This window comes from Micromonospora sp. CMU55-4 (assembly GCF_011602315.1).
Lineage (GTDB): Bacteria > Actinomycetota > Actinomycetes > Mycobacteriales > Micromonosporaceae > Micromonospora > Micromonospora chalcea.
This window is the reverse complement of the sequence record NZ_JAAOLH010000009.1, coordinates 73,331-86,609: the sequence shown is the minus strand read 5'-3', so window position 1 is coordinate 86,609 and position 13,279 is coordinate 73,331. Positions and strand designations below refer to the sequence as shown.

The following is a 13,279-nucleotide window of genomic DNA, read 5'->3' as shown; positions in this document are numbered from 1 at the left end:
CGCGCCAGTATGAACCGTGCCCCACGCTGGTGCGTGTTTCCGCAGTAAGCCGAGAGAAAGGCCGGATATGAGTGATGATCAGGCGTTGACCCGACCGGTCACCCAGAGCCGCCGTGCCCTGCTCGCCGGAGCCGGGGCGGTCGGCGCGGCAGTGGTCCTCGCGGGCTGCGGCAGCGACGACGAGGCCTCGCCCGGGCTCGCCCCGACCAGCGGCGGCCCGCCCGGCGCCACCGCCACCGGGGACGCCGGCGGCGGCGACCGGGCCGGCAGCAACTCCGTGGCCCGCACCTCGGACATCCCGGTCGGCGGCGGCGCGGTCTTCGCCAGCCAGGGCGTGGTCATCACCCAGCCCGAGGCCGGCCAGTTCAAGGCGTTCGACCCGATCTGCACGCACCAGCGCTGCCCGGTGTCGAACGTCGACGGCGGCACGATCAACTGCACCTGCCACAACAGCCGCTTCTCCATCGTCGACGGCTCGGTGAAGGGCGGCCCGGCCACCAAGCCGCTCGCCGCGAAGGACATCACCGTCGACGGCGACCAGATCCGCCTGGCCTGACCACCCGCCGCGCCCCCGGTCACCCGGGGGCGCGGCGGCGGCCGGGTGTCAGGGGTGCGGACTAGGCTTGACAGCGTGGCTGACCCCTCGACGTACCGTCCCGCGCCCGGCACCATCCCGGAATCGCCAGGGGTCTACCGCTTCCGCGACGGCACCGGGCGGGTGATCTACGTCGGCAAGGCGCGCAACCTGCGCAGCCGGCTCAACTCCTACTTCGCCGACCCGGTCGGCCTGCACCAGCGCACCCGGCAGATGGTCTTCACCGCCGAGTCGGTCGACTGGATCACCGTCGCCACCGAGGTCGAGGCGCTCCAGCAGGAATACACCTGGATCAAGCAGTACGACCCGAGGTTCAACGTCCGCTACCGCGACGACAAGTCGTACCCCTATCTCGCGGTCACACTCGACGAGGAATACCCCCGGTTGCAGGTGATGCGGGGCGTCAAGCGCAAGGGCGTGCGCTACTTCGGGCCGTACTCCCACGCCTGGGCGATCCGCGAGACGCTCGACCTGCTGCTGCGCGTCTTCCCGGCGCGGACCTGCTCGTCCGGGGTGTTCAAGCGGGCCGGGCAGGTCGGCCGGCCCTGCCTGCTCGGTTACATCGGCAAGTGCTCCGCGCCGTGCGTCGGCAGCGTCACCGCCGACCAGCACCGGGAGATCGTCGACGGTTTCTGCGACTTCATGGCGGGCCGCACCGACACCATGGTCCGCCGGCTGGAGAAGGAGATGCTCGACGCCAGCGAGCAACTGGAGTTCGAGCGGGCCGCCCGCCTGCGCGACGACGTCGCGGCGCTGCGCCGGGCCATGGAGAAGCAGACCGTGGTGCTCGGCGACGGCACCGACGCCGACGTGGTCGCCTTCGCCGACGACCCGCTCGAAGCCGCCGTGCAGGTGTTCCACGTCCGCGGCGGCCGGGTGCGCGGCCAGCGCGGCTGGGTGGTGGAGAAGACCGAGGAGCTGAGCACCGGCGACCTCGTGCACCACTTCTGCACCCAGGTGTACGGCGGCGAGCAGGGCGAGGCCGACGTGCCCCGCGAACTGCTCGTGCCCGAGCTACCAGGCGACGCCGACGCGCTCGCCGACTGGCTCTCCACCCGCCGGGGCAGCCGGGTGTCGCTGCGGGTGCCGCAGCGCGGCGACAAGCGGTCGCTGCTGGAGACCGTCGAGCGCAACGCCAAGGACGCGCTGGCCCGGCACAAGCTCAAGCGGGCCGGCGACCTGACCACCCGCAGCCAGGCGCTCGACGAGATCGCCGACGCGCTCGGCATGAACACCTCGCCGCTGCGCATCGAGTGCTACGACGTCTCCCAGATCCAGGGCACCGACGTGGTCGCCAGCATGATCGTGTTCGAGGACGGGCTGCCCCGCAAGAGTGAGTACCGCCGCTTCATCGTGCGCGGCGCCACCGACGACCTGTCGGCCATGTCCGAGGTGCTGCGGCGGCGCTTCGCCCGCTACCTCGACGCCCGCGCCGAGACCGGTGAGCTGGGCGAGGAGACCGCCTCCGACCCGGACCGCCCCGGCATCGACCCGACCACCGGGCGGCCGCGCAAGTTCGCGTACCCGCCGCAGCTCGTGGTGGTCGACGGTGGCCCGCCGCAGGTGGCCGCCGCCGCGAAGGCGCTCGCTGAGCTGGGCATCGACGACGTGGCGCTGTGCGGGCTGGCGAAGCGGCTGGAGGAGGTGTGGCTGCCCGACGACGAGTTCCCGGTGATCCTGCCCCGCACCTCCGAGGCGCTCTACCTGCTGCAACGGGTCCGCGACGAGGCGCACCGCTTCGCCATCACGTTCCACCGGCAGCGGCGCTCCAAGCGGATGACCGAATCGGCGCTGGACAACGTCCCCGGCCTCGGCGAGGTACGCCGCAAGGCGCTGCTGCGGCACTTCGGCTCGCTGAAGCGGCTGTCGTCGGCCACCGTGGAGGAGATCACCGAGGTGCCCGGGGTGGGCAGGCGTACGGCCGAGGCGATCCTGGCCGCGCTGGACGGCTCCACCGACGCCACCACGGCCGCCCCCCGTTCCTGACCCTTCGCCTGCTCGCGCCTGCTCGCGCCTGCTCGCGCCTGCTCGCGCCTGCTCGCGCCTGCTCGCGCCTGCTCGCGCCTGCTCGCGCCTGCTCGCGCCTGCCGTCGTGGCCCCCGGCCGCTGTCCAGCGTGCGTCAACCAACGCCCGCTGTCCGGCCCGCCGGCCCGCCACCGCCGTCGCGTGCCGTGGGTGGAACGCCGTGGGTGTCTCGGGCTGCTTTTGACACCCATGCCGCTCCAGTCGCCGTCGCCAGGTGCCTCGGGTGGAACGCCATGGGTGTCTCCGCCCGCCTTTGACACCTACGCCGTTCCAGCCATGGTTGTTCCCGGTGGGCGAAACCGTCATCCTTGCAGTTCGTGCCTAACGTATGACCGCTTTGTGAGGCTTGCCCGGGGGGCCGACTGCAAGGTCTGCCGTGCGCGTGCACCGCGGAGGCGCCGTCCAGCGCGCCCTGGGGCCGGTGTCCGGTTTGCCCGGGGTGGCGCGTTGTGGTCGGCGCCATGCCCACGGCGGAATCCGGGGTGGGGTGCAGGCGTTGTACATGGCTGACCGCCCAGGCACCAGGGCCGAGCGCTCAACCCGGTCCGCCCGGCGCCACGGGGCAGGTCACGGGAATCGCCCCGGCCCGGCCGTCGTTACATCCCCCGACGACGAGCACCCCCGCCGGCGGGAATGACCCCGGCCCGGTGGTCGTTACATCCCCGAGCCGCGGAGCAGCCCCCTTTCGGGGCGCCCGCGTGCCAGCCCGCTCGACGGGCGCCCCCCAAGACTTTTCCCCTTCGCGGCACCCCCGCCGCGTATCCCCCATTTCAGGGAGGCAACCATCATGGCTACCACTCTGCTGCGCAAGACCGTTCTGACCGCTGCCGGTGTCGTCGCCACCGCCGGTGGCATCGCCGGCCCCGCCATCGCCGCCCACGCCGCCCCGGCCGAGAAGGCCGCCATCGTCGCCGACCGCAAGAGCGGTCATGGTGAGCGTGAGCTGGACGTGCGCTACGAGGCCCAGCCCAACTTCTACTTCTGCGGCCCCGCCGCCGCCCGCAACGCGCTGAGCGTGCAGGGCAAGAACATCGACGTGCACGCCATGGCCCGCGAGATGGGCACCACCGAAGCCGGCACCAACTCCATCAACGACATCACCCCCGTGCTGAACAAGGAGACCGGCGCCAAGGACGCCTACAAGTCGGTCGAGATCAGCACCCCCAAGGCCGACGACAAGCAGACCGACAAGCTGCGCGCCGACGTGGTGAAGACCGTCGACGCCGGCCGGGCCGTGGTCGCCAACATCGCCGGCACCGCCACCGACACCGACGGCAACACCCACTCCTTCGAAGGCGGCCACTACATCAGCGTCATCGGCTACCGCGACGACGGCAAGACCGTCACCATCGCCGACAGCGCCGACCCCAACACCGCCACCTACCGGATGAGCATCGACAACCTCGCCGACTGGATCGCCACCCGCGGCTACAGCACCAGCTAAGACCAACACCGCCGCACCCATGGCTGCAGAGCAAGAACAGGCAGCACGCACACCGGAAGGGCCCGACCCCCACCACAGGAGGTCGGGCCCTTCCGCGCGTACGTCAGGACTCGGCGAGGACGGCCAGGATCGCGTCGCCGTACTTGGCGAGCTTGTTCTCGCCCACCCCGCTGACCCGGGACAGCTCGGCCAGGGAAGCCGGCGGCTCGGCGGCGATCTGCCGCAGCGTCGCGTCGTGGAAGATGACGTACGCCGGGACGCCCTGCTCCTTGGCGGTGGCCGCGCGCCACGCGCGGAGCCGCTCGAAGACCGGCGCGGCGGCGGGGGAGAGGTCGGCGACCACAGTGGCCGCGCCCCGGGGCTTGGCGGACCGGCCGGCCGCCGGCCGCTCCGGCTCCTTGCGCAGCGTGACGGTACGGCGGCGGCCGAGCACGTCCGCGCTGGCCTCGGTCAGCGCCAGCGTGCCGTAGTCGCCCTCGACAGCGAGCAGACCCTCGGCGAGCAGTTGCCGCACCACACCACGCCACTCGGCCTCGCGCAGCTCGCTGCCGATGCCGAACGTGCTGAGCGAGTCGTGGCCGTACTGGTCGATCTTGTCGGTGTGCTTGCCGAGCAGGATGTCGATGCTGTGCCCGGCGCCGAAGCGCTGGTTGCGTTCGCGGTCGAGCCGGTAGACGGTGGAGAGCAGCTTCTGCGCGGCGACAGTGCCGTCCCAGGACTCGGGCGGGTCGAGGCAGGTGTCGCAGTTGCCGCAGGCGGCCACGCCGGTCTCGCCGAAGTATTCGAGCAGCTGGGCGCGGCGGCAGCGGACCGTCTCGCAGAGCGCCAGCATCGCGTCCAGGTGGGCGGCGAGGTTGCGCCGGTGCGCCAGGTCGCCCTCCGACGTCTCGATCATCTTGCGCTGCTGCACCACGTCCTGCAGGCCGTACGCCAGCCAGGCGGTGGACGGCAAGCCGTCGCGCCCGGCGCGGCCGGTCTCCTGGTAGTAGCCCTCGACCGACTTCGGCAGGTCCAGGTGGGCGACGAAGCGTACGTCGGGCTTGTCGATGCCCATGCCGAACGCGATCGTGGCGACCATGACCAGCCCGTCCTCACGCAGGAAGCGCTGCTGGTTGGTGGCGCGGGTCGTGGCGTCCAGCCCGGCGTGGTACGGCAGCGCGGGGATGCCGTTGGCGACCAGGAACTCGGCGGTCTTCTCCACCGAGGCCCGGGACAGGCAGTAGACGATGCCGGCGTCGCCCGGGTGCTCGTCGCGCAGCAGGCTGAGCAGCTGGCGGCGGGGCTCCCGCTTCGGCACGATCCGGTACTGGATGTTGGGCCGGTCGAAGCTGGCCACGAAGTGCCGGGCCTCGGTGAGCCGCAGCCGGGTGGCGATCTCGGTGCGGGTCGCCCGGGTCGCGGTGGCGGTCAGCGCGATGCGCGGCACGTCCGGCCAGCGTTCGTGCAGCATCGACAGGTTGAGGTAGTCGGGGCGGAAGTCGTGCCCCCACTGCGAGACGCAGTGCGCCTCGTCGATCGCGAACAGCGCGATCCGGCCGCGTTCCAGCAGGCCGAGCGTGGACCGCACCGCGAGCCCTTCCGGGGCGAGGTAGAGCAGGTCCAGCTCGCCGGCCAGGTAGGCCGCCTCGACCCGGCGCCGCTGCGCCGGGTCCTGCGTCGAGTTGAGGAAACCGGCGCGTACGCCGACGGCGGTGAGGGCGTCGACCTGGTCCTGCATGAGCGCGATCAGCGGGGAGACCACTACCGCCACGCCGTCGCGGACCAGCGCGGGGATCTGGTAGCACAGCGACTTGCCGCCACCGGTGGGCATGAGCACCAGCGCGTCGCCGCCGGACACCACGTGTTCGACGACGTCCTGCTGGAAGCCGCGGAAGGCGTCGTACCCGAAGACCCGCCGCAACACGTCGAGCGCGTCGCCGGTCGGTGGGGAGCCGGCCGGTGCGGAGGTGGTCCGCTCGTCGGTGGGGGAGACCATCCGCGCAGTCTACGAGCGTCCCCCGACAGCGCCCGTCCGGCGAGCCGGTCCGGGGGTGGCGACATGTTCCGGCGGTCACCCCGTGGAATCCCGGACGGGGTCGCAGCCGTTAGAGTCGCTGATTGACCATGCGCGGCCGACCGGCCGCGGCGCCACGGCTGGGGGTAGCGGGTGAGCGAGGCGCGTACAGCGGGTGACCTGGGGCCGAGCGAGGCGGAGACGGCGCCGGCCGAGTCGGACACCTCACTGGTGGTGGTGACCGGGCTGTCCGGCGGCGGGCGCAGCACGGTGGCCCGGGCGCTGGAGAACGTCGGCTACTACGTGGTCGACAACCTGCCCCAGGCGCTGCTGCTCGACATGGCCGAGCTGGCCTTCAAGGCCGGCGGCGCGGCCCGGCGTACGGCGATGGTGCTGGACGTGCGCTCGCGCGCCTTCTCCACCGACCTGGCCGGGGCGATCCGGGAGCTGCGCGAGCGCGGCTTCTCCCCCCGGGTGGTCTTCGTCGACGCCGACGACGAGGTGCTGATCCGCCGGTTCGAGAGCGTGCGCCGCTCGCACCCGCTGCAGGGCGACGGGCGGCTGGCCGACGGCATCGCCGTCGAGCGGACGCTGCTGGAGGAGGCACGCGAGCAGGCCGACGTGATCATCGACACCAGCCACCTGAACGTGAACCAGCTTCGGCGCCGGGTGGAGGAGCTGTTCGGCGGCGAGGACGCCCGCCGGCTGCGGATCACCGTGATCTCGTTCGGCTTCAAGTACGGCCTGCCGCCGGACGCCGACTTCGTGATGGACGCCCGGTTCCTGCCGAACCCGTACTGGGTGCCGGAGCTGCGCGAGCACACCGGCCGGGAGGAGGCGGTCAGCGCGTACGTGCTGGGCCAGGAGGGCGCGGACGCCTTCGTGGCCGGGTACGCCGACCTGGTCAACGCCACCACCGCCGGTTTCGAGCGGGAGGGCAAGCGCTACCTGACCGTGGCGGTCGGCTGCACCGGCGGCAAGCACCGCAGCGTGGCGATCGCCGAGGAGCTGGCCGCCCGGCTGCGCCGCTCCGGTATCGCCGCCAACGCCCAGCACCGGGACCTGGGGCGGGAATGACCCCGACCAGGGTGGTCGCCTTCGGTGGCGGGCACGGGCTCTCGGCGTCGCTGCGGGCGCTGCGGCACTGCGTACCCGAACTGGACCTGGACATCACCGCGGTGGTCACCGTCGGCGACGACGGCGGGTCCAGCGGGCGGCTGCGCGCGGAGCGCGGCGGCCTGCCCCCGGGTGACCTGCGTCAGGCGCTCGTGGCGCTGGCCGGCGACCATCCGGCCACCCGGCGCAGCGCGGCGCTGTTCCAGTACCGCTTCACCACCGCGACGCCGCCCCCGCCGACGCTCGCCGCGCCGGTTCCGGCCGCCCGCGCCGGCGACTCGCTCGCCGGCCACGCGGTCGGCAACCTGCTGCTGCACGGCCTGACCGAGCTGCTCGGCGATCCGGTGGCCGCGCTCGACCACGCGGGCGCGATGCTCGGCGCGGTGGGGCGGGTGCTGCCGATGTCCCGTCAGCCGGTGGGCATCGAGGCCCGGGTCCGCGGCGCGGACCCGGCCCATCCGGACGAGGTGTCCACCGTGCGCGGCCAGCACCAGGTCGCGGTCACCCCGGGCACCGTCGAGTCGCTGCGGCTCAACCCACCCGCGCCGGCCGCGTGCGCCGAGGCGGTGACAGCGGTACGCGCCGCGGACTGGCTGATCTTCGGGCCGGGCAGCTGGTACACGAGCGTGCTGCCGCACCTGCTGGTGCCGGGCCTGGCCGACGCGATCGTCTCCAGTCCGGCGCGGCGGCTGGTGACGCTCAACCTGGTGGCGGAGAAGGAGACCTCGGGGCTCTCCCTGCCCGACCATCTGGACACGCTGCGGCGCTATCTGCCCGAGCTGAAGGTGGACCGGGTGCTGGCGGACTCCACGGCGGTGGGTGATCCCGCGGCGGTCGAACGTGCGGCAGAATCGCTTGGTGCCCGGCTGGTCCTCGCTCCCGTCGCCGTCCTCGACGGCACGCCCCGTCATGATCCAGCCGCACTGGGCGCCGCGCTGGTGCCTGTCCTGCGCGCCGATCGTTAGACACGTACGTAATCACCGGCGACACGCCGGAACCGGTCCGTGAGGGGGCGCACTATGGCGATGACGGCTGCGGTCAAGGACGAGCTGAGTCGGGTCGACGTGCCCAAGCCCTGCTGTCGGCGGGCGGAGATGGCCGCCCTGCTGCGTTTCGCCGGCGGCCTGCACATCGTGTCCGGCCGCGTCGTGGTCGAGGCGGAGCTGGACACCGGCGCGGTGGCCCGCCGGCTGCGGCGGGAGGTGGCCGAGGTCTACGGTTACCCGAGCGAGATCCACGTGCTCGCCTCCGGCGGCCTGCGCAAGGGCAGCCACTTCATCGTGCGGGTGGTCAAGGACGGCGAGGCGCTCGCCCGGCAGACCGGCCTGCTCGACGTGCGGGGCCGCCCGGTGCGCGGCCTGCCGCCGCACGTGGTGGCCGCGAACGTCTGCTGCGCCGTGTCGGCCTGGCGGGGCGCGTTCATGGCGCACGGCTCGCTGACCGAGCCGGGCCGTTCCAGCGCGCTGGAGATCACCTGCCCCGGCCCGGAGTCGGCGCTGGCGCTCGTCGGCGCGGCCCGCCGCATCGGCATCACCGCGAAGAACCGCGAGGTGCGCGGCGTGGACCGGGTGGTGGTCAAGGACGGCGACGCGATCGCCGCGCTGCTCACCCGCATAGGAGCGCACTCCAGCGTGCTGGCCTGGGAGGAGCGGCGGGTACGCCGGGAGGTGCGCGCCACCGCCAACCGGCTGGCCAACTTCGACGACGCCAATCTGCGCCGCTCGGCCCGGGCCGCGGTGGCCGCCGCCGCCCGGGTGACCCGCGCGCTGGAGATCCTCGCCGACGACGCGCCCAACCACCTGACCTCGGCCGGCCGGCTGCGGCTGGAGCACCGTCAGGCGTCCCTGGAGGAGCTGGGCGCGCTCGCCGAGCCGCCGCTGACCAAGGACGCCATCGCCGGCCGGATCCGCCGGCTGCTCGCGCTGGCCGACAAGCGCGCCCGCGACCTGGGCATCCCGGATACGGAAGCGGCAGTCACGCCCGACATGCTCGTGGTCTGATAGGACTCGGGCGGCGAGCACGCGAGCGGGATCACCACCCGCCGCAGCGCGACGCCGCACGCTCGGATATGGTCGCTGCGTACGGCAAGGGGGCCGCGCACAGGCATCCCTCGCCGTGCTCACCGCCTCGGGCGGTCAGGTCTCCGTGACCGCGGCGGGGTGGCCGAGATGACATGTCGACGGCCGGCTCCAACGGTCGGCGCACACACCTCCGCCGGCCCCGGTCTGGCGCCGGCGGACCAGAACGCGAGGAGATGGGACCTGTGACCATCCGGGTTGGCATCAACGGCTTCGGCCGGATCGGCCGCAACTTCTTCCGGGCAGTGCTGGCGTCCGGCGCTGACATCGAGGTCGTGGCGGTCAACGACCTGACCGACAACGCGACGCTCGCCCACCTTGTCAAGTACGACAGCATCCTGGGCCGCCTCCCGCACGAGGTGAAGGCCACCGCCGACGAGATCACCGTGGGCGGCAAGACCATCAAGGCGTACGCCGAGAAGGACCCGGCGAACCTGCCGTGGGGCGAGGTCGGCGCCGACGTCGTCATCGAGTCCACCGGCTTCTTCACCGACGGCACCAAGGCGAAGGCGCACCTCGACGGCGGGGCCAAGAAGGTCATCATCTCCGCGCCGGCGAAGAACGAGGACGTCACCGTGGTCATGGGCGTCAACCAGGACCAGTACGACCCGGCCAAGCACAACATCATCTCGAACGCCTCCTGCACCACGAACTGCCTCGCGCCGATGGCGAAGGTGCTGCAGGACACGTTCGGCATCCAGCAGGGCCTGATGACCACCATCCACGCGTACACGCAGGACCAGAACCTGCAGGACGCGCCGCACAAGGACCTGCGCCGGGCCCGCGCCGCCGCGCTGAACATCGTGCCGACCTCGACCGGCGCCGCGAAGGCGATCGGCCTGGTGCTGCCGGAGCTGAAGGGCAAGCTGGACGGTTACGCGCTGCGCGTGCCGATCCCGACCGGCTCGGCCACCGACCTGACCGTCACGGTCGGCCGGGAGACCACTGTGGACGAGGTCAACGCCGCGCTCAAGGCCGCCGCCGAGGGCCCGCTGCGGGGCATCCTCACCTACAACGAGGACCCGATCGTCTCCGCCGACATCGTGACCGACCCGGCGTCGTGCATCTTCGACGCGCCGCTGACCAAGGTGATCGGCAACCAGGTCAAGGTCGTCGGCTGGTACGACAACGAGTGGGGCTACTCGAACCGCCTGGTGGACCTGGTCAAGCTGGTCGGTAGCTCGCTGTGAGCATCCGCAACCTCGACGACCTGCTCGCCGAGGGGGTGTCGGGTCGGCGCGTGCTGGTGCGCGCCGACCTGAACGTCCCGCTCGACAAGCAGACCGGTGAGATCACGGACGACGGCCGGATCCGGGCCGTCCTGCCGACGCTGAGCGCGCTGGTGCAGGCCGGCGCGAAGGTGGTCGTCTGCTCGCACCTGGGCCGCCCGAAGGGCGCGCCGGACCCGCAGTTCAGCCTCCGCCCGGTCGCCGGGCGGCTCGGTGAGCTGCTCGGCGTCCCGGTGCACTTCGCCGAGGACACCGTCGGTGACTCGGCGCGGTCCACCGTGGCCGACCTGGCCGACGGCCAGGTGGCGCTGCTGGAGAACCTGCGGTTCAACAAGGGCGAGACCAGCAAGGACGACGCGGAGCGGGGCGCGTTCGCCGACCAGCTCGCCGCGCTCGGCGACGCCTACGTGGACGACGCGTTCGGCGCTGTGCACCGCAAGCACGCCAGCGTGCACGACGTGCCGGCCCGGCTGCCGCACTTCGCCGGCCGGCTGGTGCTGCGCGAGGTCGAGGTGCTCAGCCGCCTCACCGGCTCCCCGGAGCGGCCGTACGTGGTGGTGCTGGGCGGCTCGAAGGTCTCCGACAAGCTGGCCGTGATCGAGGCGCTGCTGCCGACCGTGGACCGGCTGCTCATCGGCGGCGGGATGTGCTTCACCTTCCTCAAGGCCCAGGGCCACGAGGTGGGCACGTCGCTGCTGGAGAAGGACATGGTCGAGACCTGCCGCAACCTGATGGAGCGCGCGCCCGGCAAGATCATGCTCCCGGTCGACGTGGTGGCCGCCGACGCGTTCGCGCCGGACGCCGCGCACGACACCGTGCCCGCCGACGGCATCCCCAGCCACCGGCTGGGTCTGGACATCGGCCCGGAGACGGTGGCCGGCTTCGCGGCCGCGCTGTCGCAGGCGAAGACCATCTTCTGGAACGGCCCGATGGGCGTGTTCGAGATGGCGGCGTTCGCCAACGGCACCCGGGGCGTGGCCGAGGCGATCACCAAGGCCGACGCGTTCAGCGTGGTCGGTGGCGGCGACTCGGCCGCGGCGGTGCGCGCGCTGGGCCTGGACGAGTCCTCGTTCGGGCACATCTCCACCGGCGGCGGCGCCTCCCTGGAATACCTGGAGGGCAAGACCCTCCCCGGCATCGCGGCTCTGGAGAACTGAATGGCGAGCACGACCCGCCGGCCGCTGATGGCCGGCAACTGGAAGATGAACCTGAACCACCTCGAGGCCAATCTGCTGGTGCAGAAGCTGGCCGCGAGCCTGAACGAGAAGCAGCTCACCGACGTCGAGTGCGTGGTGCTGCCGCCCTTCACCGACCTGCGTACGGTGCAGACCGCTGTGGACGGCGACAAGCTGCTGATCGGCTACGGCGCGCAGGACCTGTCGCCGCATCCGTCCGGCGCGTACACCGGTGACATCGCCGGGCCGATGCTGGCGAAGCTGGGCTGCGGCTACGTGGTGGTCGGCCACTCCGAGCGGCGGCAGTACCACCACGAGGACGACGCGCTGGTCAACGCGAAGGTGTCGGCGGCGCTGGCGAACGGGCTCACCCCGATCCTCTGCATCGGCGAGGGCCTGGAGGTCCGGGAGCAGTCGGGGCAGGTGCGGCACTGCTGCGACCAGCTCGACGGCGCGCTGAAGGGGCTCACCGCCGAGCAGGTCACCAAGGTCGTCGTCGCGTACGAGCCGGTCTGGGCGATCGGCACCGGCAAGACGGCCACGCCGGAGGACGCCCAGGAGGTCTGCGGCGCGGTGCGCAAGCGCATCGCCGAGACCTACGACGAGGGCACCGCCGAGCAGGTCCGGATCCTGTACGGCGGGTCGGTCAAGGCGTCGAACGTCGCCGCGATCATGGCGCAGCCGGACGTGGACGGGGCCCTGGTCGGGGGTGCCAGCCTGGACGCGGAGGAGTTCGCGCAGATCTGCCGGTTCCCGGAGCACACCGCCCGCTGATCGCTCGCTATCCTTGACGCTGCCCGTCCACCGGCCGGTGCCGCAGTGCCCGACAGGTCCGGGCAGTGATCGCAACGAGAGGACTGACCCCCGCCATGCCGATCTGGTTCGCCTACACGATGATCACGTTGCTGGTCATCACCAGCGTGCTGCTCGTCCTGCTGATCCTCCTGCACCGCGGTAAGGGCGGCGGGTTGTCGAGCATGTTCGGCGGCGGCGTCAGCTCCAGCCTGGCCGGTTCGTCCGTGGCCGAGAAGAACCTCGACCGCTACACCGTTCTGGTGGGAATCGTCTGGTTCGCCTGCATCATCGGGCTCGGGCTCTGGCTGCGGTTGCAGATGGCCAACGGCACCTGAGTCGGCGCTGAGAAGCGTACAATCTGCGCGCGGTCCGTCACGGACCGCGCGCAGTTTTGTTTCTCCGCGCGTCGCCCGTCGCCCACCCCCTCCGGCGGCGGTCCCCTCCGACGACAGGGAGCGAGCAACCGTGCCCAGCAACAACGTCATCCGCGGCACCCGGATCGGGTCCGCCCCCGAGCGCTTCGACCAGCGCGTGGAGCCCGCGCCGCGCCGCCCGGTCGTCTACTGGTGCCGCCACGGGCACCGGGTCGAGTTCCTGATCGCCGCCGAGGCGGAGACGCCGGCCGCCTGGGAGTGCCCCCGCTGCGGCGAGCCGGCCGGCCCCGACCCGGGCGACCCGCCGGGCCGCCAGCGCGCCGAGCCCTACAAGACCCACCTGGCGTACGTGCAGGAGCGGCGCACGCCGGAGGAGGGGGAGGCGCTGCTCGCCGAGGCCCTCGACGCGCTGCGCCGACGTCGTGGCCGCGCCTGAGCCGAGGCGTTAAGAAGG

The 13,279-nt window shown here is 72.4% G+C and carries 12 protein-coding genes; 11 read left to right on the top strand and 1 reads right to left on the bottom strand.

Annotation, left to right across the window (positions count from 1 at the left end):
- Positions 1–67 precede the first annotated feature (67 nt).
- The 3 genes from HA073_RS17380 (at position 68) to HA073_RS17370 (ending at position 4,065) form a co-directional block, all read left to right on the top strand.
- Positions 68–556, top strand: coding sequence for a Rieske (2Fe-2S) protein (locus tag HA073_RS17380; protein ID WP_064445299.1), 489 nt, complete (start codon positions 68–70; stop codon positions 554–556).
- 75 nt (positions 557–631) lie between these two features.
- Positions 632–2,581: an excinuclease ABC subunit UvrC gene (uvrC, locus tag HA073_RS17375; RefSeq protein ID WP_069089086.1), complete on the top strand. Its 1,950-nt coding sequence runs from the start codon at positions 632–634 to the stop codon at positions 2,579–2,581.
- A gap of 827 nt (positions 2,582–3,408) precedes the next feature.
- Positions 3,409–4,065, top strand: a complete 657-nt coding sequence (locus HA073_RS17370; RefSeq protein WP_113972485.1) for a C39 family peptidase — start codon at positions 3,409–3,411, stop codon at positions 4,063–4,065.
- 103 nt (positions 4,066–4,168) lie between these two features.
- On the opposite strand, the gene recQ is transcribed toward HA073_RS17370, so the two are convergent.
- Positions 4,169–6,040 carry a DNA helicase RecQ gene (recQ, locus tag HA073_RS17365; protein WP_166456861.1) on the bottom strand — a complete coding sequence of 624 codons (1,872 nt, stop codon included), beginning with the start codon at positions 6,038–6,040 and terminating at the stop codon, positions 4,169–4,171.
- 171 nt (positions 6,041–6,211) lie between these two features.
- On the opposite strand from recQ, the gene rapZ reads away from it, so the two are divergent.
- The 8 genes from rapZ to HA073_RS17325 all read left to right on the top strand — a co-directional run bounded on the left by rapZ (position 6,212) and on the right by HA073_RS17325 (position 13,261).
- On the top strand, positions 6,212–7,135 hold the full coding sequence (rapZ, locus tag HA073_RS17360) for an RNase adapter RapZ (protein WP_043329622.1): 924 nt from the start codon (positions 6,212–6,214) through the stop codon (positions 7,133–7,135).
- On the top strand, positions 7,132–8,139 hold the full coding sequence (locus HA073_RS17355) for a 2-phospho-L-lactate transferase CofD family protein (RefSeq protein ID WP_043329623.1): 1,008 nt from the start codon (positions 7,132–7,134) through the stop codon (positions 8,137–8,139). Before rapZ ends, HA073_RS17355 begins: the two co-directional genes overlap by 4 nt.
- 54 nt (positions 8,140–8,193) lie before the next feature.
- Complete coding sequence (gene whiA / locus HA073_RS17350; protein WP_030503240.1) at positions 8,194–9,174, top strand: DNA-binding protein WhiA; 981 nt, start codon at positions 8,194–8,196, stop codon at positions 9,172–9,174.
- 263 nt (positions 9,175–9,437) lie between these two features.
- Entirely contained in the window at positions 9,438–10,442 is a 1,005-nt protein-coding gene (gene gap, locus HA073_RS17345; RefSeq protein WP_043329624.1) for a type I glyceraldehyde-3-phosphate dehydrogenase, read from the top strand.
- Entirely contained in the window at positions 10,439–11,638 is a 1,200-nt protein-coding gene (locus HA073_RS17340; protein ID WP_166456860.1) for a phosphoglycerate kinase, read from the top strand. The genes gap and HA073_RS17340 overlap by 4 nt, the downstream gene beginning before the upstream one ends.
- Positions 11,639–12,430: a triose-phosphate isomerase gene (tpiA, locus tag HA073_RS17335; RefSeq protein WP_043329625.1), complete on the top strand. Its 792-nt coding sequence runs from the start codon at positions 11,639–11,641 to the stop codon at positions 12,428–12,430.
- Positions 12,431–12,525: 95 nt separating this feature from the next.
- Positions 12,526–12,786, top strand: a complete 261-nt coding sequence (secG, locus tag HA073_RS17330) for a preprotein translocase subunit SecG (RefSeq protein WP_043329626.1) — start codon at positions 12,526–12,528, stop codon at positions 12,784–12,786.
- A gap of 130 nt (positions 12,787–12,916) precedes the next feature.
- Entirely contained in the window at positions 12,917–13,261 is a 345-nt protein-coding gene (locus tag HA073_RS17325; RefSeq protein ID WP_013287462.1) for an RNA polymerase-binding protein RbpA, read from the top strand.
- Positions 13,262–13,279: the final 18 nt, after the last annotated feature.

Excerpts from the sequence above, each read along its gene's own strand:
- HA073_RS17380 (WP_064445299.1), top strand. The coding sequence starts at position 68 with ATGAGTGATGATCAGGCGTTGACCCGACCGGTCACCCAGAGCCGCCGT.
- HA073_RS17370 (WP_113972485.1), top strand. The coding sequence starts at position 3,409 with ATGGCTACCACTCTGCTGCGCAAGACCGTTCTGACCGCTGCCGGTGTC.
- recQ (WP_166456861.1), bottom strand. The coding sequence starts at position 6,040 with ATGGTCTCCCCCACCGACGAGCGGACCACCTCCGCACCGGCCGGCTCC.
- HA073_RS17355 (WP_043329623.1), top strand. The coding sequence starts at position 7,132 with ATGACCCCGACCAGGGTGGTCGCCTTCGGTGGCGGGCACGGGCTCTCG.
- whiA (WP_030503240.1), top strand. The coding sequence starts at position 8,194 with ATGGCGATGACGGCTGCGGTCAAGGACGAGCTGAGTCGGGTCGACGTG.
- tpiA (WP_043329625.1), top strand. The coding sequence starts at position 11,639 with ATGGCGAGCACGACCCGCCGGCCGCTGATGGCCGGCAACTGGAAGATG.
- secG (WP_043329626.1), top strand. The coding sequence starts at position 12,526 with ATGCCGATCTGGTTCGCCTACACGATGATCACGTTGCTGGTCATCACC.